At 40.1% G+C, this 20,414-nt stretch carries 18 protein-coding genes; 12 read left to right on the plus strand and 6 right to left on the minus strand.

What is annotated here, in order from left to right:
• The first annotated feature begins 28 nt into the window (after positions 1-28).
• The 10 genes from NSQ49_RS26750 to NSQ49_RS23510 all read left to right on the plus strand — a co-directional run bounded on the left by NSQ49_RS26750 (position 29) and on the right by NSQ49_RS23510 (position 12,642).
• On the plus strand, positions 29-343 hold the full coding sequence (locus tag NSQ49_RS26750; protein WP_251284164.1) for a DMT family transporter: 315 nt from the start codon (positions 29-31) through the stop codon (positions 341-343).
• A gap of 362 nt (positions 344-705) precedes the next feature.
• Complete coding sequence (locus tag NSQ49_RS23470) at positions 706-2,451, plus strand: sigma-54 interaction domain-containing protein (protein ID WP_251284165.1); 1,746 nt, start codon at positions 706-708, stop codon at positions 2,449-2,451.
• Positions 2,452-2,697: 246 nt separating this feature from the next.
• Complete coding sequence (locus tag NSQ49_RS23475) at positions 2,698-3,804, plus strand: DUF917 domain-containing protein (RefSeq protein ID WP_251284166.1); 1,107 nt, start codon at positions 2,698-2,700, stop codon at positions 3,802-3,804.
• Positions 3,788-5,344, plus strand: a complete 1,557-nt coding sequence (locus NSQ49_RS23480) for a hydantoinase/oxoprolinase family protein (RefSeq protein WP_251284167.1) — start codon at positions 3,788-3,790, stop codon at positions 5,342-5,344. The genes NSQ49_RS23475 and NSQ49_RS23480 overlap by 17 nt, the downstream gene beginning before the upstream one ends.
• A 62-nt stretch (positions 5,345-5,406) precedes the next feature.
• Positions 5,407-6,132: an aspartate/glutamate racemase family protein gene (locus tag NSQ49_RS23485; RefSeq protein WP_251284168.1), complete on the plus strand. Its 726-nt coding sequence runs from the start codon at positions 5,407-5,409 to the stop codon at positions 6,130-6,132.
• A gap of 99 nt (positions 6,133-6,231) precedes the next feature.
• Entirely contained in the window at positions 6,232-7,551 is a 1,320-nt protein-coding gene (locus tag NSQ49_RS23490) for a purine-cytosine permease family protein (protein WP_251284169.1), read from the plus strand.
• Between the two features lie 29 nt (positions 7,552-7,580).
• Positions 7,581-8,675: a DUF917 domain-containing protein gene (locus tag NSQ49_RS23495; RefSeq protein WP_251284170.1), complete on the plus strand. Its 1,095-nt coding sequence runs from the start codon at positions 7,581-7,583 to the stop codon at positions 8,673-8,675.
• Positions 8,675-10,255, plus strand: a complete 1,581-nt coding sequence (locus NSQ49_RS23500) for a hydantoinase/oxoprolinase N-terminal domain-containing protein (protein ID WP_159344988.1) — start codon at positions 8,675-8,677, stop codon at positions 10,253-10,255. The genes NSQ49_RS23495 and NSQ49_RS23500 overlap by 1 nt, the downstream gene beginning before the upstream one ends.
• 97 nt (positions 10,256-10,352) lie before the next feature.
• The gene (locus tag NSQ49_RS23505; protein WP_251284171.1) at positions 10,353-11,381 is read left to right on the plus strand and encodes a dipeptidase; all 1,029 of its coding nucleotides are present in this window, start codon (positions 10,353-10,355) and stop codon (positions 11,379-11,381) included.
• Between the two features lie 634 nt (positions 11,382-12,015).
• Complete coding sequence (locus NSQ49_RS23510; RefSeq protein WP_251284173.1) at positions 12,016-12,642, plus strand: class I SAM-dependent methyltransferase; 627 nt, start codon at positions 12,016-12,018, stop codon at positions 12,640-12,642.
• A gap of 59 nt (positions 12,643-12,701) precedes the next feature.
• On the opposite strand, the gene NSQ49_RS23515 is transcribed toward NSQ49_RS23510, so the two are convergent.
• The 4 genes from NSQ49_RS23515 to NSQ49_RS23530 form a co-directional block, all read right to left on the minus strand.
• A complete protein-coding gene (locus tag NSQ49_RS23515) occupies positions 12,702-13,820 on the minus strand; it encodes a Ger(x)C family spore germination protein (protein WP_251284174.1) in 1,119 nt (372 codons plus the stop codon).
• A gap of 3 nt (positions 13,821-13,823) precedes the next feature.
• On the minus strand, positions 13,824-15,281 hold the full coding sequence (locus tag NSQ49_RS23520) for a spore germination protein (protein ID WP_251284175.1): 1,458 nt from the start codon (positions 15,279-15,281) through the stop codon (positions 13,824-13,826).
• On the minus strand, positions 15,262-16,353 hold the full coding sequence (locus NSQ49_RS23525) for a GerAB/ArcD/ProY family transporter (RefSeq protein WP_159871082.1): 1,092 nt from the start codon (positions 16,351-16,353) through the stop codon (positions 15,262-15,264). Before NSQ49_RS23525 ends, NSQ49_RS23520 begins: the two co-directional genes overlap by 20 nt.
• Before the next feature lie 347 nt (positions 16,354-16,700).
• Positions 16,701-16,931: a hypothetical protein gene (locus NSQ49_RS23530; protein WP_159871085.1), complete on the minus strand. Its 231-nt coding sequence runs from the start codon at positions 16,929-16,931 to the stop codon at positions 16,701-16,703.
• Positions 16,932-17,143: 212 nt separating this feature from the next.
• Between NSQ49_RS23530 and NSQ49_RS23535 the strand changes: the two genes are divergently transcribed.
• On the plus strand, positions 17,144-17,452 hold the full coding sequence (locus NSQ49_RS23535) for a YciI family protein (RefSeq protein ID WP_251284176.1): 309 nt from the start codon (positions 17,144-17,146) through the stop codon (positions 17,450-17,452).
• A 296-nt stretch (positions 17,453-17,748) separates the two neighbouring features.
• Here the strand turns inward: NSQ49_RS23535 and NSQ49_RS23540 are convergent, their stop codons facing one another.
• Positions 17,749-18,498, minus strand: a complete 750-nt coding sequence (locus tag NSQ49_RS23540; protein WP_251284177.1) for a YwaF family protein — start codon at positions 18,496-18,498, stop codon at positions 17,749-17,751.
• A 152-nt stretch (positions 18,499-18,650) separates the two neighbouring features.
• Between NSQ49_RS23540 and NSQ49_RS23545 the strand changes: the two genes are divergently transcribed.
• Positions 18,651-18,956 carry a hypothetical protein gene (locus NSQ49_RS23545; RefSeq protein WP_159871094.1) on the plus strand — a complete coding sequence of 102 codons (306 nt, stop codon included), beginning with the start codon at positions 18,651-18,653 and terminating at the stop codon, positions 18,954-18,956.
• 186 nt (positions 18,957-19,142) lie between these two features.
• Here NSQ49_RS23545 and NSQ49_RS23550 read toward each other — a convergent pair.
• Positions 19,143-20,302, minus strand: a protein-coding gene (locus tag NSQ49_RS23550; RefSeq protein ID WP_445662633.1) for an IS3 family transposase whose coding sequence is annotated in 2 segments (ribosomal slippage) — positions 19,143-20,044 and positions 20,044-20,302 — 1,161 coding nt in all. Because the reading frame shifts where the segments join, the coding sequence is not laid out codon by codon here.
• Positions 20,303-20,414 lie beyond the last annotated feature (112 nt).

The following is a 20,414-nucleotide window of genomic DNA, read 5'->3' on the forward strand; positions in this document are numbered from 1 at the left end:
CTATAGTCTCAGTATTGGCTTCATTCTGATGATCCCTGCTGCTGCAATAGAATTGCCGCTGCTTTCAGTGGATAAAATTAATTCTGCAGAATGGGCTGCGCTCTTTTATCTAGGGATTTTCCCCTCCGTGTGTTCCTTTTTGTTATGGAATCGTGCAGTTGTGTTAATAGGACCTTCCAAGTCATCAATTTTTTTAAATTTGATACCAGTATTTGGAGCAATTGCGGCTTATTTTTTTCTGGGAGAAGTCATTACCGTTTCTCAAATGATTGGGGGAGGCCTTGTATTTGCGGGTGTATTTCTTTCTTCCTATACAAAAAAATCGGCTCTGATGGGTAAATGATTCTATTAACATTTATATGGTGTGTTTGAGTATAAGAGTTTTTCAAAATGGAAGATTCTGAAGTACCCCAAAAAGTTAGACAGCTATCTAATTTGGCATTTGGGCTTGAGTCGGTATTCTAAAGGGCTCATGCTTTTATTTTTTGTATGACTATAAAATATCCATAGTGATATTCGACTGCTTTTGGCGAACTGTCAAAAAGTGATTTGATTACAGCGAGATTGTTACGATTGAAATGGAAGCTCTAAAGCAGGGAATTGGGAAAGGAAGGAATTTTGTTGATACCGGGAATATTTTAAAATCAGAATATTGCCTTTGTTATGATAGAATTATAAATTATTTGATAGTTGGGGGTGATAGCTATGCTGGAAGAATTAATGACAGAAATAAAGTCAGGTGCCGCTAAGTTTTTTCAGTCATACCCTGTTAGCGCAGATGTATTGCTGGCAGGAGGAGAATGGAAGGATTTGCATCTAAAATGTCAGATTGCCTCTAAGATCATGAAGACCGGAATCACTACGATAGTAAAGCAGAAATCTGATCATAGTACATGTATGTCTTGTTCTGCGAAAGATCTTTGTTCAATTGAAACTGCTGCATTTTCTCCCATTTTCATCCAAAAAAGAGTAGCAGGAATAATAGTAATTACTCCCATAAAAGAACAGAGGGAGTGGTTTTTAAATAATTGGGATTTTCTAGAGCTTCAGCTTGATTTATGCAGTGAATGGGCAGGTGCGAAACTAGAAAATCATGAAATGAAAAAGGAGAATAATCAGTTTTTAGGAGAGATAAATGGAATTTTTCATTTTATCCATGAGCCTATATTGATAGCTGGCAGGGACGGAACCATTCATAACATCAGTAATAGCCTTTGCAGCATGCTAAATAAAACACAGGCAGAATTAATAGGTGAACATATTTCAGAAATCATTTCGGTTCCGGATTGGCTGAAGTTAACCAAAATAGCCAATCAGCAGGAAATGAATGTCTCTCTCTATACAAGTAAGATCGTACGAAAGTCAGAGCCCTTTCTGGCCCGATTAAAGCCTATTTTATCAGCTGGACAAATAGAATCAATTCTTATCCAGTTGAATCCGATTTTAAAAACAATGAAAAAAGAAGAAAAAAAATTTCTGTACTCCTTTCATGATGTTAAAGGGACAAGCGAGGCCATTCAAAGAGTGGTTGAAATAGCAAAAAGAGTAGCTCCAAGTGATTCTTCCGTTTTACTTAGAGGTGAGAGCGGTACTGGGAAGGAAGTATTTGCCCAGTCCATACATCAGGCGAGCAATCGAAAAGACGGCCCATTCATCGCCATTAATTGTGCAGCCATACCTGAATCGCTGCTGGAAAGTGAGCTTTTCGGACATGTAAAAGGGGCTTTTACAGGTTCAAATGCAGATAAACCAGGGAGATTTGAAATGGCCAATGGCGGAACGATATTTCTGGATGAGATAGGCGACTTATCTCTTCATCTCCAGGCTAAATTGTTAAGAGTGATTCAGGAAAGAAAAATAGAACGGGTAGGGGATACGAAAACTACTGGAATAAATGTACGCATCATCACAGCTACTCACCGAAATCTGGAAGAATTAGTTTCCGAAGGGCAATTCAGGGAGGATTTATATTACAGGCTAAATGTAATTCCAATTACCATACCTCCCCTAAGAGAAAGAAAAGAAGATATTCCTATTCTTGTCGAATACTTCTTGAAATCATTTTCTCAAAAGCTCTTCCGATCACCAAAGCGATTATCTAAAGATGTCATTGAAATTCTGCTGCAATATCATTGGGCAGGTAATATACGGGAACTCCAAAATGTTGTCCATCACTTTATGCAGCTGGAGATCGGTGATTTGGTCACGATTAAAAGCTTGCCTGTCTATTTAAGTGAACTATATAAAGGCCAGGTAAACAAAAATGCTCTTAAGCAAATACCGGCTGTAGCTTCAGGCAGAAGACAGAAACATTCAGATGAAAAGGAGCAAATTCTAAAGCTATTAGATCAATTTGGCAGAGATACAACAGGCAAAAAGAAAGTAGCTGAACAGTTGAACATAAGCCTTCCTACATTGTATAGAAGGATTAACAAGATGAAAATTAAATGAGTCTTCAGCAGAAATAAAAGGTTTAAAATATGATAAAAAATCAAAAAACTGAGAAAAAATGAGAAAGTTTGAGAAAAACGTTTAAATCATCATGATTTTTAGATTTTATTTCTTTCTCATTCTCAATAGTTTTGCACTCGAAAAAATCATAAAGCTTAACAATCCTATGCTCCTCAAGCCTGAGGGGTTTTCTCTTTTCTGGCACAGTTCTTGCATTAATAAAATTTGAAAGGGGCAGCACATCATATGTCTTGGCAGATTAGAAAGAATGATATTCCCATTTTAGCATTAGGGGCAAAGCTATTATCCTGCGGAGGGGGCGGTGATACAAAAACAGCTGAAAATCTGTTGATGTCCATTATGAGAGAAGATGATGTCATTGCGGTCAAAACCATTTCAGATCTTGGGGATGAATGGGTGGCTGCAGCAGGTATTATGGGATCCATTGTTTTATTTAATGAGGATATTCCAGGCGGACATGAAGGGGTCCAGGCTTTAAAGCTTTATGAATCCGTCATAAACAAGAATGTAGGAGCCCTTATTTCAATCGAAATAGGCGGTGTTAATTCTTTAATACCTTTAGTAATAGCAATCCAAGCGAATTTGCCCGTCATTGACGGGGATGGAATGGGAAGAGCCTTTCCGGAGTTATTTATGACTGCCTTCCATTTATCGGGGATTCCGTTATCACCGATGGTTTTACAAACCCACGTCACGAATAGGGTTATTTATGACGCGGATAATGCTCATTACACAGCAGAAACGGCAAAGGTGTTCACCGTAAAAAATGGTGGCCATGCCCATTTAATTGGATATGGAGCTAAAGGTCGGAAAATGAAGACGTCTATGATTCCCGGAACATTAAATTTAATATTCAGGCTGGGGAATGTCCTTAAAAGTGAATCATCAGCAGGTCTTAAAATGGATAATTTGATACATGTGTTTGAAAACTCCATTTATGGGAAGCCTCAGCAAATCATTAGCGGAGCAGTAACAGAGGTGAGCCGCTGGTTTGAAAAAGGCTCGCTTGTAGGAAAGTTCATTGTTGAAGGGCGAACTGCATTTTCGGATCAACGGATTGAAATAGAATTCAAGAATGAATTTATATCCATAAAAAATGGCCAATACATTTGTACAGCACCAGATCTTATCCTGGTATTAAATCAGGAGAATTTAATTCCTTACAATGTTTCTGAAGTTCAATCAGGTCTTTCTATTACCATAGTCGCTGTCCCTGCGCCTAATATTCTTCGTACAAAAGACATGCTGGAGTTAGTTGGTCCGAGCAGCTACGGATTAGCCTGTGCCTATAAACCATTTCAGGAGGATTCAGGCTATGAAACTTGGAATTGATGTGGGCGGTACAAATACAGATGCAGTAATCATAACGAACGGCGGCAAGCTTCTTTCCTGGTCGAAACAGTTAACAACAAAGAATATCATTACCGGCATTGAATTAGCAGCAGGCGAAGCTTTACAGGAAGCGAATATTCCGCCAGACAAAATTGAGGGTGTATTCCTGGGGACTACTCATGTGCTCAATGCCTTATACTACCCTAACAATCTGGCAAAAACCGCGCTGATCCGCATGACCAGGATACCTTCTTTAATTGGACCTGCCATCCAATGGCCCTCGAATCTTAAGAAGTATATAGGGGGAGTGTATGACTTTAAGAGTTTGTGTGATTACAAGGGGAATAAGGAAGATTTATTAAATCCGAATTCTGGCCAAATAAACAAGCTGCTCAGCGATATTGAAAAATACAACTTTGAATCCATTTGTATTGTGGGGGCTTATTCTCCTTTATATGAAACGGAAGAACAGGAAATACGGAAAATCATAAAGGAACATTATCCTGAAATACCGGTGACGATGTCACATGAAATCGGAAGCACCGGTTTTATAGAAAGGGAAAATGCAGCCTTATTAAATGCCATTTTATCAAAAGTCTTAAGGCAGGCCATGACTGACTTATCAAAGATATTTAAGAATCTGTCATTAAATTGCCCCTATTGGCTGACACAGAATGACGGATCACTTATGGAAATACATGAAGCTCTTGAATATCCCATCCTGACGATTGGTTCCGGTGTGAGCAATAGTATTAGAGGCGCCAGTATCTTAAGCGGTTTAAAGAGCTGCATTGTTGTGGATGTTGGTGGAAGTACTATTGATATTGGAAAAATAATAAATGGACAGCCCGAAGTTTCTGTAGGTTCTTCTTCTATTTTTGATATTCAAGTTAATGTCCGTGTTCCGCAAATTCATTCTTTACCATATGGAGGCGGAAGTCTTATCACAATTGAAAACGAATTAGCGGAAATCAAGGATACAATTGCTAATGATATCGAACAGCAGGGGATGGCATGGGGAGGACGTACATGGACGTTAACCGACTCCTTTCTTAAACTATTTCCCGATTCTTTTCAGGATGAAACTTTACAGCTGAAAGGATTGGACCTTTTATCAAAAGAAGACTGCAGAAAAGTTATTCAAGTGGTAACAAAAGATATTAAGGAGACCATCTCACGGCTCCAGCCAAGTGTCGAGGATCTGCCTGTCATTCTTGTTGGAGGGGGAAGTCCGCTTCTCGCTAATCGGTTATTTGGCAGATATAAGAAGGTTTTGCATCCGGCTGGCTACCATATTTGCAACGCTGTTGGAGCATGTTTTGCTCCTCTATCTGCAGAATTAGATAAAGTTTTCTGGTTAAATGGCATAACTAAACAGGAAGTCATTGAACAGGCAAAAGATCAGCTTTTTCAGCAGCTTCTGCAAAAGGGTGCAAAAAAAGAGAGCATCGAGCTTGTCTCATTGGAAGAATTCCCATTTGATTATCTGGAAGGAGAAGTGTTAAGAGTTCGGGTAAAGGCTTTAGGAGAATTGGCCTGACAGGATTGCGCTCTTTCCATAATAAATACAATGAAAAATTTTAAAAAAGGAAGTGTATAAGAATGAAGATCAAAGTGATCATGCCTATTACATCGGATATCTTTAATGAGGAAATTAAAGAGGAAGTTAAATACTATGCATCCGATACAACCCAAGTGGGCGTTACAAGTCTGGATTATGGGCCTGCCTCTGTTGAAAGCGAATATGATGAGGCCTTATGCGTGCCTAATTTCTTAGAAAAAGCAAAAGAGGCAGAAGAGGAAGGCTATCAAGGCGTTATTAGCGACTGCTTCGGAGATCCGGGCGTCAAGCCTGCCAGAGAGATCTTGGATATTCCAGTTGTGGGTGCATGTGAAGCCTCTATGCTGTTCGCAAGCTCTCTTGCAAAATCCTTTTCAGTTGTGACCGTGCTTCCAAATGTTGTCCCAATGATTGAGAATATCAGCAAGACTTTAGGTGTAAACGGAAATTTGGCTTCAGTACGTTATGTAAATATTCCGGTTTTGGAAGTTCACGATAAAGATAGGCTAAAAAGAGAATTATACGAGGAAATGATCAAAGCAATCGAGCAAGATTATGCACACGCACTTATTTTAGGCTGTACAGGCTTTATGGGTGTTGCCGCCGAACTGCAGGCACGCTTAAAAAAGAACGGCTATGACGTACCGGTCATCGATCCGGTGTTTGCTGCCACGAGACTACTTGAAAATCTGATTGTCATGGGCGTTAAACAAAGCCGCCTGACTTACATGACACCGCCATCTAAAGAGCGTGTTAAAAGCTCATAAAAGTAAAAGCTTAATTATTTCACAGTTTACTTGTCCCCAAAGCTTTTTACTTAAATGCCAAGGCAGAAGAGTGAAAAATGTAACAGGAGGTAGAAATTCATGGAAGATCATTCAAAGTTAGGAGACGATTACTCTCTGTCCAGAGTCCCCAAGTCAGCACGTTTGCCAATGTGGGATATCATGCTTGTCCGTGTTGGTGCTCTGGCGACACTCTCTCAATTTATGCTTGGTGCTGCTTTGGGATATGGAATGACTTTTTGGCAGGCGTTCTGGGCCATGATGCTCGGAAGTGTTATATTGCAGGTCGTAAGCTTTCTAATCGGCTATGCGGGGGCGCGTGAAGGACTATCTACGAGTCTATTATCCCGCTGGACAGGATTCGGCAGATACGGTTCGACCATAATTGGAGCTGTTATCGCTATTTGTACAATTGGCTGGTTTGGTGTGCAGAACTCTGTTTTTGCCAATGGCCTGGTTCAGGCCACAGAAGGCAAATTAAGCCTGGCTGCCGCAGCAGCAATTACTGGATTAGGCGTAACCGTATTGGTTATTTTCGGATTTAAGCTTTTGAGCATGACTGCGAAAATTGCCGTACCAGCTTTCCTATTGGTAGTAGGGGTTGGAATCTACCAGGTATTAAATGACCACTCCATTTTTAACCTTATGAGTACTCCTCCTCCCGGAGAAGGACTTTCCATAGGGGTAGGTGCAACAATGGTTGCGGGAGGCTTCATGATTGGTGCAGTCATCACACCTGACTTCAGCAGATTTGCCCGAAATGGCAAGGATGTATTTTGGATGACCACAATCGGAACCCTTGTGGGCGAGCTTGGTGTCGGAATGATAGCGGTTCTTATGGCCCACGCAGCAAAAACAAGTGATGTAGTCAGCATTATGCTTCAAACATCGGGCTGGCTTGGAGCTGCAGTGGTTGTTTTTTCAACCGTGAAAATTAATAACTTAAATCTATATTCTTCTTCACTGGGATTTACCAATATCATTGATTCCGTCTTCAAGGTAAAAGTAAATCGCGGGCTCATTACCCTTATCATTGGTGCGATTGGAACACTATTATCCATTCTCGGCATCCTGGACAGATTTGTGGATTTCCTCGTTCTTCTTGGAATCATGATTCCTCCTATAGCCGGTATTATGGTGGTGGATTACTTCGTGTTAAAAACCTATCGTAAAGCACTTGATGAAAGCAGGGAAAAAGGCATCTTGCCATCAGAGCCGGAGAAATTAAATCCAGTGACTTTATTTGCCTGGGCTGCAGGATTTGCAGGCGGCTATTTTATAACGCTTGGAATACCATCCATTAATTCGCTGTTAATAAGCGCTATCATCTATTACCTCGGTGTAATAGCGGTGAAAACCATATCCGGCAATAAAGAGGTTAAAGAACATATTGCGTCATAAATTTTTGGAATATTGGGAGGTTTAAAAAAATGAGAAAATTAGGCAAGCAGGAGATTGAAGATATAGCAGTAGGTGCCGCCTTACTTGGAACAGGAGGAGGGGGAGACCCTTACATTGGAAAGCTCATGGCACTGCAGGCGATTGAAGAATATGGGGAAATTACACTTTTAGATCCGGATGAGGTGCCGGATGATGCATTAATTGTTCCATCCGCCATGATGGGGGCGCCAACCGTTATGCTTGAGAAGGCCCCAAGCGGTGAGGAGGCAGCTGCAGCATTCAAAAACCTTGAATCGTATTTAGGGCAAGAGATTTATGCAACTATGCCCATTGAAGCAGGCGGTTTAAATTCCATGCTGCCCTTGGCCCTTGCTGCCAAACTTGGCCTTCCGGTTGTAGATGTGGATGGGATGGGACGAGCGTTCCCTGAACTGCAAATGGTTACATTCTACTTGGATGGAATCTCTGCTACTCCAATGGTGATCGCAGATGAAAAAGGCAACACAACGCTATTGTCGACAATCAATAATGTCTGGACAGAAAGGATAGCCCGGGCGGCAACGATTGAAATGGGCGGTTCTTCCATGATTGCCATCTATCCAATGACCGGCAAAGATATTAAGGAAAGCGGAATTAGCAATATCTTAAAACTGGAAGAGGAAATTGGCAAAGCGATCCGGCTTGCTAAGGAAAATAATGCAGACCCTATACGCGAAGTCCTGAAAAAGGCGAAAGGGTTTGAACTGTTCCGCGGCAAGGTCAGCGATATTAATAGGAAGACAGAAACAGGTTTTGCAAGAGGGGTGGCAGCCTTCGAAGGAATCAATGAGTATAAAGGCGAGACTCTGGAGGTTCGATTCCAGAATGAACATCTTCTTGCCCAGACGGATCAGCGCCTGCTTTGTGTCACACCTGACCTGATTGCGGTACTTGATGCGGAAACTGGATTACCTATCACAACAGAGGGGATTAGATACGGTGCGAGATGTGTCATTATCGGAATGCCTTGCCATCCAAAGTGGCGAACTAAGAAGGGGATTGAAACAGTTGGTCCAAAGTATTTTGGATATGATGTAGAATATGTCCCTGTTGAAGAACTAGCCAAAAAAGGAGTGACGGTATAATGGGTGTTTATCGCATTGGAATTGACGTCGGGGGAACCCATACAGATGCAGTGCTTTTAGATCAGGATAATAATGTCATTTCGGAAACAAAATCACCAACAACCGAAGATGTGGCAACAGGCATTTATACAGCTATGAAAAAAATTATTAAGGATGCGAATGTCCCGCGGGAAGAAATCAAATATGCGATGCTCGGAACCACACACTGCACAAACGCGATTGTTGAGAGAAAAAGACTGAATAAAATTGCTGCAATCCGAATTGGAGCTCCTGCAACTCTCGCGGTTAAGCCGCTGATTGGAGTGCCTGATGACCTTCGTGCTGCACTAGGAAAATATGTTTACCTGATCCGGGGAGGACATGAATTTGATGGACGCGAAATCGTTTCTTTAGATGAAGAGCATTTATATCAAATCGCTGAGGAAATCAAAGGGAAAGTCGATTCTATTGCGATCACTTCTGTCTTCTCTCCAGTTTCGCAAGCCCATGAGCATAGGGCAAGTGAAATCTTAAAAGAAGTGCTGGGAGATGATATTTCCATTTCCTTATCATCAGAAATTGGATCAGTAGGATTGCTTGAAAGGGAAAATGCAACCATTCTGAATGCGGCCGTTGTCAATGTTGCCAAAACAGCAGCGGACGGATTTATCGATGCTTTAAAAAATGAAGGCATTGAGGCTAAAGTCTTTTTCGGACAAAATGATGGTACCCTCATGTCCGTTGAGTATGCGGTGAAATATCCGATCTTCACAATCGCTTGCGGCCCAACGAATTCACTGCGCGGTGCATCGTATTTAAGTGATTCCTCGGATGCTATCGTAGTGGATGTTGGCGGTACAACGTCTGATGTCGGGGTTCTGGTTCAGTCTTTCCCTAGGGAATCCTCCCTGGCTGTTGAAATTGGAGGAGCCCGCACGAATTTCCGGATGCCGGATCTGATCTCTATTGGACTTGGCGGCGGAACGATTATCCGAATTCAAGAAAATGGCAGCTTTACAGTGGGACCTGATAGCGTTGGATATCGGCTGCCGGAAAAAAGCCTTATTTTTGGAGGGGACACGTTAACCGCCACTGATGTTGCAGTAGCACTCGGCAAAGTAAATCTTGGAGATTCTTCAAAGGTAGCACATCTTGATCAAACAATATTGAATAAGGTCTATGATAGGATGGTCGAGCTTGTGGAAGAAGCTATTGATAAAATGAAAACAAGTGCCGCACCCGTACCGGTAATCCTTGTTGGCGGAGGAAGCATCTTGCTGCCGGAAGAATTGAAAGGTGCATCAGAGGTCATTCGTCCTGAACATTCAGGAGTAGCAAATGCCATCGGAGCAGCCATCTCCCAAGTCAGCGGACAAATTGAAAAGGTATATGCCCTTGCCGAAATCGGAAGAGAAAAGGCACTTCAACTTGCTAAAGAAAAGGCTATGTCTGAAGCAATCAATGCTGGTGCTGATCCTGATAGCCTGGTCATTGTAGATATAGAAGATGTTCCGCTTGCCTACATGCCTGGCAATGCAACCCGTATTCGCGTAAAAGCGGCAGGAGATTTAGCCCGCATGGAAGTGAATGAGTTAGTGTAGGATTGGCTGACATGGTAAAAGCTCTAGTAATCTTGCTAGAGCTTTTTACTCATGATTGACAGATTGGACCGTAATTTTATATTTGGAGGCCTAGTGAATGGAAACAGCAGCATATATAGATCAGATTAAAAAACACAGTCTAATTATTGATGGTCACTTCGACTTATTGATGGACGTGGCAATTCAAAGAGAACGAGGAAAAAAGAAGGTGATTGAAACCGATTATTGGCCGCGCTTTAAGCAGGGCGGTGTGAATATCATTATTGCAGCTATTTTTATAGATAGCGGTTTTTTGCCGGAAATGGCCCTGCGGAAAGCCTTGAATCAAGTAAGTGCTTTGTTGGAAGAAGTACAGGAATCCCCAGATAAGTTAATGATCTGCAAAAATAGTGAAGACATGCTGCTTGCCCAGAAATCAGGCAAAATCGGTTTCCTGCTTTCTCTTGAGGGTGCAGAGCCAATTGGGACAGACTTAAGCCTGTTAAGGATATTCTATGAATTGGGTGTCCGTAACATGGGCTTGGTGTGGAGCAGAAGAAATGCAGTCGGTGATGGAAGCCATTTCAGCCCGATACGGGAAGGCAGGAAAGGAGGCGTATCCTCTTTTGGTGTCCAGTTAATTGAAGAAGCCGAACAACTGGGTATGACGATTGATGTTTCGCATTTGAATGATGAAGGTTTTTGGGATGTCATTGAAATTTCAAAAAAACCTATTATGGCTTCCCATTCAAATGCAAGGGCTCTTACAAATACGATGCGCAATTTAACGGATCACCAAATAAAAGCTATTGCCTCCAAAGGCGGTGTTATCGGAATAAACGCGGTCAGCATCATTGTTGCGGCAGAAGACGAAAACAGCAATCTGGACCAGTTGATTAAACATCTTGATTATATGGTTGAGCTGGCTGGCATTGATCATGTTGGATTAGGTCTCGATTTATGTGATGATTTCTTCAAATATGTGTCTGCAGAGGATCTAGCCAGCATGCCGCGAAAACCGTTCGACGTGATTGACGGGCATGGAAACCTGGGTCAATTGATTAAGGGATTGGCAGATAGAGGGTACAAGACGGAAGATATAGAAAAGATTTTGGGGCGGAACTTTTTGAGAATTTTTCAAGACTGAAGCTGGTAAAATATTTTTGGTGTTTTAAATTGGCCTATTGTCACTGCCTCCAAGAACCCTAGCAGCTGGGAAAGTTGTTAAATTTGAGGCTTTAGCAGCTGCCATTGATATTCCGAAGGGAAAGTGTAGATGAGACATTCGCATTCCTTAGTATTAACTTACAAAGAGAAATATTGCTTTGGTCTTGAACATTCTTCAAATGAAAAATTAGAGAATTTACAAACACTTCTTTGGTAAGGCTTGAGGCTCCAGCACCTGGAACGTATAGTTAAAGCCTTATTATAGTTGCAGATGCTAAATGATAGCTCCTTCAAGACCGTGCAATAATGCAACTGTAATTAATACGTAAACAAATCTAGATTAATATAAATCAAGCTCATTGTACTAAAAGGTTCGAAACCGCTTCTGGTACGGCTTAGTGCCGGGAAAGCTTCATAAACACAGGGATGGTTCTGGCGATTCACCTTGATACGCTGGACAGTCCCTGTGTTTTCTGTTCTTGCATGAATGAAGAATATGTGATTAAATGATTTATAAATCGTAATAATTACGATTAATATCTTTGCTTCGTAAGAACGAAATAGCAAAGCCTTATATATCTTAAGAAAGAAACCCTGCAGAAGGAGACAAAAGGATGACAGAATTCTGGGAATCAAGTTTCATAGAGAAGCAGACGATGTGGGGATTTGAACCTTCAGACTCAGCCATTTTGACAAAGGATTTTTTCCTTGAAAAGAATGTGAAGGATATTTTAATTCCTGGTTTTGGTTATGGCAGAAATGCGAAGGTTTTTATTGACCATGGTATAGATGTTACAGGAATTGAGATTTCCAAAACAGCTATTGGGCTGGCAAGAGATAATGGACTTACAATGCCAATCTATCATGGGTCCGTAGCCGATATGCCTTTTGATGACAAGCTTTATGATGGGATCTTTTCTTATGCCCTTATTCACTTATTGAATGAGCGTGAGAGAGAGAAGTTCATTCAATCTTGCTATAATCAGTTAAAGCCTAACGGATATATGATTTTTACATCGATTTCAAAGGAAGCCCCCATGTATGGAAAGGGGAAGAGATTGGGCAAAGACTATTTTGAAATCATGGACGGAGTAAAGATGTTTTTCTACGATTCCGATTCAATTAAACAGGAATTTGGAGAATATGGCCTGATCGAAATCTCAGAAATGGTGGAGCCGCATAAGGATGATGAAACGAAGCCTCCTTTTACATTCTCGATGATTATATGTCAGAAAAAGTGATATGGGACACTCATTAATATAAATGCCTGCCTATTCCTATAGGCAGGCCAACAGTATTCCTATCGCTTATAATTAACACTTTTCTCAATCTTGATGTCAACTTCAATCTTTTCAACAGAATTAAGATCAAACGATTGGATTTCAGAAGGTTTCCAGGTTTTCATATGATACCGGTAGGCAGCTTCACTGATATTCAGCAAATCCGCATTCAGTTCATCGCCTTTTTCCAGCGTTTTCTGGATATCCCGTTTTACCTTTTTGTTAATTTCTTCTTCAATTTTATCCATGCTAATATTATCCTCATTTTGAATCAATTCTGCTTTCCCTCTTATCATTAATTCATAAGTGGGTCTGTTTCCTTCCAAAACTTTAACAAACCTTTTAGGTTTATTGACCACGACGCTCACTTTCTCGTCAAAAAAAGAAAGAGGAATCCTTGCAGCCTGATTGGAGGTCCATTTAACGCCGGCCAAATCACCTTTAGTAGCCAATCCTTTATATTCCTGGCTGGAGATGACAAAACCACCCATTATAGTTGAAATTTGCTTTTTTTTCTCTTTTTCTGAAAAATGTGAGTCATTTAGAGTTATTCCCGGAACGATAAAGGTTCCAATGGGCTCATAATAAGTGGAGATGAACTTATTGTACTTTTGAACAGGGATGATAAAGTTATTTTTCGTCACTTCCTCCGGGCTGTGGAGGATCGTATATAACGATGGATAGTTAAAAAAGCTGTCACTATTGAAAAGATCCTTTATGGATTGATTTGTTCCAAAAAAATTTGAAGTATACCTCAGGAAATGATCCTGTCCTATAAACTCGACAACCGCTTTTATTTGTTCCTTAATCGCATTTTCACTTAGTACAAAGGTTTCAACATGGCCGAAATAGAGCGGATAAGCTGCTTTTTGTTCAAACTTGCTAATGGCTGATTGTATGGTTTTTCCTTTTGCCTCGCCAATGATATTGGGGACTGATTCCTGTAAAGACGAAGCACCTTCCTGCTTGGCTATATTGGCAAAATTCATCGCCTGGATATAAACAGTGAATTCATCATCGGCGAAATCGATGCCGATGCCTGTTACATAAACCTGACTCTGTATTTCTTTCTTCCCCCAGCATCCTGTCAATCCCAAAAGCAATCCAATGATCATAATCATCAACAATATCTTCTTCATACCTTACTCCTTTTGCCTGTCATTGCCGAGAAGAGTATGGGTCCGGTTTTTTCTGGTCAGAAGCTGGAAAGGCTGTTTGATGGCAGACCTGATTCGATCACCTAAATTAGGTTTGATCAAGTATGATACATAAGACTGCCCAAAGCTCTCGAGGGATACCACCGATGTCAGGATCAGAAACAGGGAAATAAAAAAGCCATACATTCCAAAAATGGACGAGATGATTAAAACGAAATAGCGGAGGATCACAATATTGCCCGAAATGTTTTGATTAATAAGCGTATAGCCTGAAATGACGGTTATGGCGATAATGACCAGACAGGAAGGAGAGGTCAATCCTGCCCGAATTGCCGCATCGCCTATAAATAATCCTCCCAGCACTGCTACAGTCTGTCCCACTGCTTTTGGAAGACGTACGCCAGCTTCTTTAAATAACTCAAATAAAATAAGCATGATAACCGTCTCAACAGGTGCCGATAATGGCAGCCCTATTCTCGATACAGATATGGTTGCAATTAGAGGATAAGGAATTTGATCCAGCTGAAAAGTGATCAATGCGATATAAAAACCAGGTAAAAAGATCGTCGTTAAGAAGGCCCCCATTCTTAACAGCCTTATAATGCTTATATAAAAAAAACTATCGTGAAGATCTTCTGCAGAATAGAGCAAATGACTAAACGTAATGGGGCCCACCAGACACGTCGGATTGCCGTCCACTAAAATGACAAAACTCCCTTGTGTTAAGGCATTCACGGCAAAGTCAGGTCTGCCGGAGCTGTCCATTAAGGGAAACAGGGAAAATGTTTTATCATATAACAATTCTTCAATTTCGGAGTTGCTTGCCACTATGTCCAGCTTGATGCTGCCCAGTCTTTTTTTGGCTTCCTCAAGTACACAAGAATCTATTTTATTCTCCATATAAAGTAAGGTCATTTTGGTCCTGCTGACTTCGCCTATCGAGTACTCAATACTTTTAAGAGAGGATGATTTCAGCCTTTGCCTGATTAACGCCATATTATTTGAAAGGCTTTCAACCAATCCGTCTCTTGGGCCTCTAATCGAGGTCTCAATATTGGATTCCTCTGGACTTCTTTTGGGAATATTGGAAACGGATGAAAAGAAGATTTCATTATTCTCCGGATTAAGGATCAGCAGTTCACCTGAAAAGAGCTTTTGCTCGGCCTCGGTTTTCAATTGGCCCTGCTCTTCGGGCTGGGTTACCTCTAATTCATTTAACAAGTCATGCTTGTTCAGCTGTCCGTTCTCCAGCATGATATTTTTTATCGCCGGGAATATCACATCATTCATATATTTTATATCCACTAAATTGGAACAGTACAGAAAAACAAGGGATTGTACACCCTGACTATCCGCATAGGCTTTTTCCTTAATCACCAAATCGGATGAATCCTTAAACCATTCTCTTAATTGGTCCGCTATTTTAGGCTGAATTTTTTTCATGTTTATCACCACTTATCTTAACTAGAATTAGGACAAACAGGAGTGCGCAAACCTGAAATATTAGGCTAATAGGGAAGAAATATTGCTGTAAAAAATAATAAAAGGAGGTTGCGTCCCAATTAACAGAAGCGCTTACGATTAAGATCAGATAAAGGATTGGGAGGATCCATCTGCTTTTCAATTTGAATGATAATAATTTATTTGCAATAAATAGTGTCAGGCTGACCCGGACAAATGCACCGGAAAGCCATTGAAAGATGGACAGGAAATCAAGACGGGTAAATTGGTCTCCAATCTGTAATAGCCTCCATTGCTCATATGCCGGATTTCGCATTTTGGCCGCTTCCTCTACACCAAATTCCGAAATGGCCCCTATTAGCGGGCCAAATGTTAACAGGGCAAGGATGACTCCAACCAATATCATCCACTTTACCTTAAGTTTATCTTTAAGAAAGGGTGTCAAAAATAAAATGGCTATGATGTCAAACAGTCCTGCACAAGAATAAAATATCCCTTTGAATAAACCATCTATGCCATTCTCATAAAGCGGAAAGAGCAGCTCGTAATTTTTATTTGGCATATTCCCTGCTCCGACAAAGAAACCAAAAAAAGAAACAAACGGCAGGATAATCAAGGCAATGGCGCTTATCGTCCGAATTCCTTTGGCAGATGCATAAAAACAGACAAGGGAAAACAGAAGAACAATAACAAAATTCGGGACTTCAAAAGAGTAATTTGTTTTGGCCCAGATAAAAGTGAACTTTAGGGTGATGAAGGCTGAAAACAAGAAATAGATCCCGAACAAAAATGAAATAACAGAATACATCCATGCAGGTGATCGCTTTCTTTTCATTAAAGTGATCAGGTCATTTTGAGGCTTCATTTTCTTATAGATATAAAAAATAATTAAGCACCAAAGAACGACAGGCACGATACTAAAAAGCACGCTCAGCCAGGAATCCCGTTTCGCTGTGGAAAGCAGGATGGGCAGAATGAGCACATGCACCAGGAATCCTGTAGAAATAATTTGCAGAATATATATGTGCACGGATTGAATTACTCTTTGATTCATTCGATCACCTTTGAATTCTATAATATCTTTTCACATAGTTTGAACTTGGGTTTGTTTAATTATGTAAATACTTTTCTTGAAGGCAAAGAAGAGGCTGGGGGAAGATGAAACAGTTCTTTTGTTCGAGTTATGCTGGGGATTGAGACAACTTGATTCCCTTTTTGCAGGATAAGAGGTATCTATCCTGCGCATATAGGCGTTTTTTTCCTTTTGGAAGAATTCTCGTCCTGCACTGAGGAAACAGAATTCTTTTTGAATTGGTAATCGTTACTAAATATCATTCACAGGCTTATCATCTATTGAATGCTGGATCCGGCGCATTCATTCCTGAAATCTGTTGGAAGGATTTATTCAGGCCTTATATCCATAGTAAAGATTCTCCCATTATTCAGCTCGCACCAATCTAACCCGTCATATGTTTCCTTATTTCCATATTTATCGAAAAAATCTTCCTTGCTGTCGAATACTTCCACTAAGCCATCTTCCATTAAGTTAATCATTTGAAAAGTATTTAATTTAAACACGCTGGAAACAGCTATTAATTCTCCAATATGTACATTTTCAGCAACATTTTTCATGATTTCCTCTCCTTTTTCAGAAACTTTCTGTAGAATTAACATTACCTATCCATTATTTTTAATATGAGCTTTGCGTATGAATGTATGCGTCACCTTTCCTATCAGAAGCGTTTAGCGCATGCTGTTCCAATACATTTCAAGAGTCACCGTATTGGGATATGAAAACCTAGAGTAAAAGGTGCTCCAATATCGATTTAAAGGGGGATAAACAAATGCAATTTATTATTACGGCTTATGACGGCAAGGATGAAAAGGCCCTGGAACGAAGATTACAGGCAAGGGAGGAACATTTAAAAGGTGTAGAGCAGAGAAGTAAAGATGGGGAGCATTTATATGCTGCAGCCATCCTGGATGAAGAGGAAAAAATGATTGGCTCCATGATGGTGGTGGAGTATCCATCAAGAGAAGAATTAAACCAATGGCTTAAAGAAGAACCTTATGTAACCGGAAAGGTTTGGGAGAAAATTGAAGTGCAGCAGTGTAAGGTGCCAGCCCTTTTTACGCAGCTGAATAAGGATTAAAGATTGTTTTCTGCCGTCTGTAAAAGGGCGGTTTTTTACTGTGAAGGGAATGTGCTAAGGCAGTTAATCATTTAAATAACAATCGGTATTCTAATCAGATTCTTATTTATTCTCATATAGATATTCCGTTTGCAGCTGGGACCTTATAAAACCGCCGACCATTAAGGCGATAAAAAGCTTCCGGTCTTGTTTTTTCTAATCTTCTTCCTGGAAATGCAGTAAGAAATGCGGTTAGGACGTGAGCATATACAGGGAGGAAAGTTCTCATCTTTAACACCCATTTCATTTTTTAAAATTTAATCTTCCTGTTTAGTAAGACTGATATTCAGGTGAGAGTGTTCCCCGTTTTTCACCCATTTTCGCAAAACGAACCAGGTAATAGAGCTAAGGGCTATCAATAAACATTCCAAAGTAAAGATATACCACGGGTAAGGACCCAGTAAGTCAAATAAACTCGGGCTTTTCGGCTTGTGCCGCAGGAACCAGTAATTTCCGCCGGCCTGATTATTTACGAAAAATATGACTGGCACAAGGAGATTAATAAAGATCAATAGCTTCCATAGCGACCGGAATGACGGATAATAGCCTTTTGCCCAGGTAAAATATAAAGCAGCCCATACTACCATTAAATGCTCATAAAAGAAGCGGAAGTAACGGAAGTGCGGAAAATCATATGTCAGGGCTGGGGTGATAATCGCTTGTGTAGCACCCAAAACAGCTATAAAGAACATCAATTCATAGAAGATTCTTCTTCGTGTTATCAGTAAAAAAATACATAAAATAAGAGCAATGTTACACAATTCCAAAGGCAGGGAGCGGTCGAAGCTCCATACTCCATTGAGGTACATCCATACCTGATTCAAGCCTTCAACCAGGATCAATGATAAAGCTGCCCCAATCTCAAACCTTCTCCATTTTTGATTATTTAATTTCTTTCGGTTTAGAAATATAGCTGCAGCAACAAGCACAAAGATGCTTAAAACAGCAATGTGATTTACAGAGAACATGTTAAATTGGACAGACTGACTGCGGCTAAACCACTCCATGATTTTCCACCCCACGATTGAATAAGAGCAACCATAAGGTGTGCTTTTTTGGTGAGTTTTATACATTTGCGGTGCAATCCAGCCTGAAAGTAAAGACGATACATTTTTCTAACGATAATGAGGAATATTTTAAAAAAAGAGGAGGGAATTCCATGCCAAATATAACTTCTTCTAAACTGAAATCCAAGTCTAACACTGTTCTTTCAGGAGCTGTATCATCAGACGATGAAATAACAAATGGACTCGCATTTAATCTCAATACATACTCCCGGCTTGGTGCAAAGAGACAGGCAGTTAAGGTACGTCATCATGCAGGCAAAATGCTGATTGAATTCTTTCTTGAGTGGGCTATGTCCGGTGGAACTCTAAAGACATATATGCTAAAACGAGGGTGGATAAAGGTTCCGCTTCATTATCAACCACATGGATATCCGATTAAGCAGCATACCAATTCTTAAAATCTGAATTAGCTTCATTTCAATTTCGTCGTTTTTGGGCTTTGACGCAGTTATTTTCACTTATTTAAAGCAGTGTGAATTAACAGCAATATCCTGTTCAATTTTGCAGAAAAGGAAAGAAAAAAGGGTTTGGAACGAAAATATTTGCACATAACCCTGTCAAGTAGACAATGAAAAAAGAGTATACTAAGCTGCGGCCTTTTCACGATATTCAATTGGGGAAAGGCCGTTAAACTTTTCTTGGAATCGTTCATTATTGTAAAAATTAATATATTCCTCAATCGCTAAGTAAGCTTGCTCAATCGTTTTAGGACGCACTAAATATAACTTCTCTGTTTTTAAATGGGAGAAAAAACACTCAATACATGCATTATCATGACAATTTCCTCTTCTGGAATGACTTCCTTGAATATTCAACTTCTTTAGGTGATTTTCATACACTTTAGTTGTGTATTGAAATCCTTGATCGGAATGTATTAGTGCTTGTTCTTTTAATGGTTTGCCTTCTAATTGCTTTAATGTATTTAACACTAATTCAAGGTCATTTCTTTTAGATAATTTCCAAGCTACAATCTCATTATTATATAAATCCAAAACTGCAGAAAGATATGCGAAATCCTCTCCAATTCGTACGTATGTTATATCTGTTACGAGTTTTTCAAACCGATTCTCGGCTGAAAATTCCCTGTTCAATACATTTGGAAATACAATTGAACCTCTATGCCCATAGAAAGGTCTTTTCTTCCGAATAACTGATTTTATGCCTAATTCCCGCATTAAACGTCGAACGCGCTTATGATTTATTACAATTCCTTCTCTAGATAAAGCCCGCGTCACTCGCTTATATCCAAAGTAAGGGTGTAGTTTATGAATGGCTAATATATGTTCTTTAAGTAAAATATCTTCTTCCATACGTAAAGTACGCGTTGAACGGGTTCCACGCCATTTATAATATCCAGCTTTAGATACTTCCCCAATCTTAAATAGCCACGCAAGTGGATACTTTCTTCTTATTTCATCAATAATTTGAAACCTTTCGGATTTCAAGACCACTCCTTCCCGTGTAGATTTGGATTGCGCTTTTTTAGGTATTCGACCTGCGCTTTCAAATATGCATTCTCTTCTTCTAAGCTGTTAAAATTCTTTTTGTTCCAAAGTCCACGTTGATCTTCGAAGGATTCATTATTATTTACTTTTTTTACCCAATTCGCTATTTGGGCATCACTTTTAATTCCAAAGCGTTCACGAAGCTGACTGTAGGACCAGCCCTCCTCCAATTTCAAACGAACTACTTCACGCTTTAATTCCTCAGTATACGAAGTAAATGTTTGTCCTTTTTTGGCCATAGAAAAATCCCCTCCTGGTAGACTATTAAGAACATCATATCATGTCCTCTTTTTTTCAAGTCTACCTATTGGGGATAATACCAATTCCAACCCTTTTTTATGTGGACTTTAT

Origin of the sequence: Cytobacillus sp. FSL R5-0377 (genome assembly GCF_038004385.1) — a bacterium.
In the GTDB taxonomy this organism is placed as follows: domain Bacteria; phylum Bacillota; class Bacilli; order Bacillales; family Cytobacillaceae; genus Cytobacillus.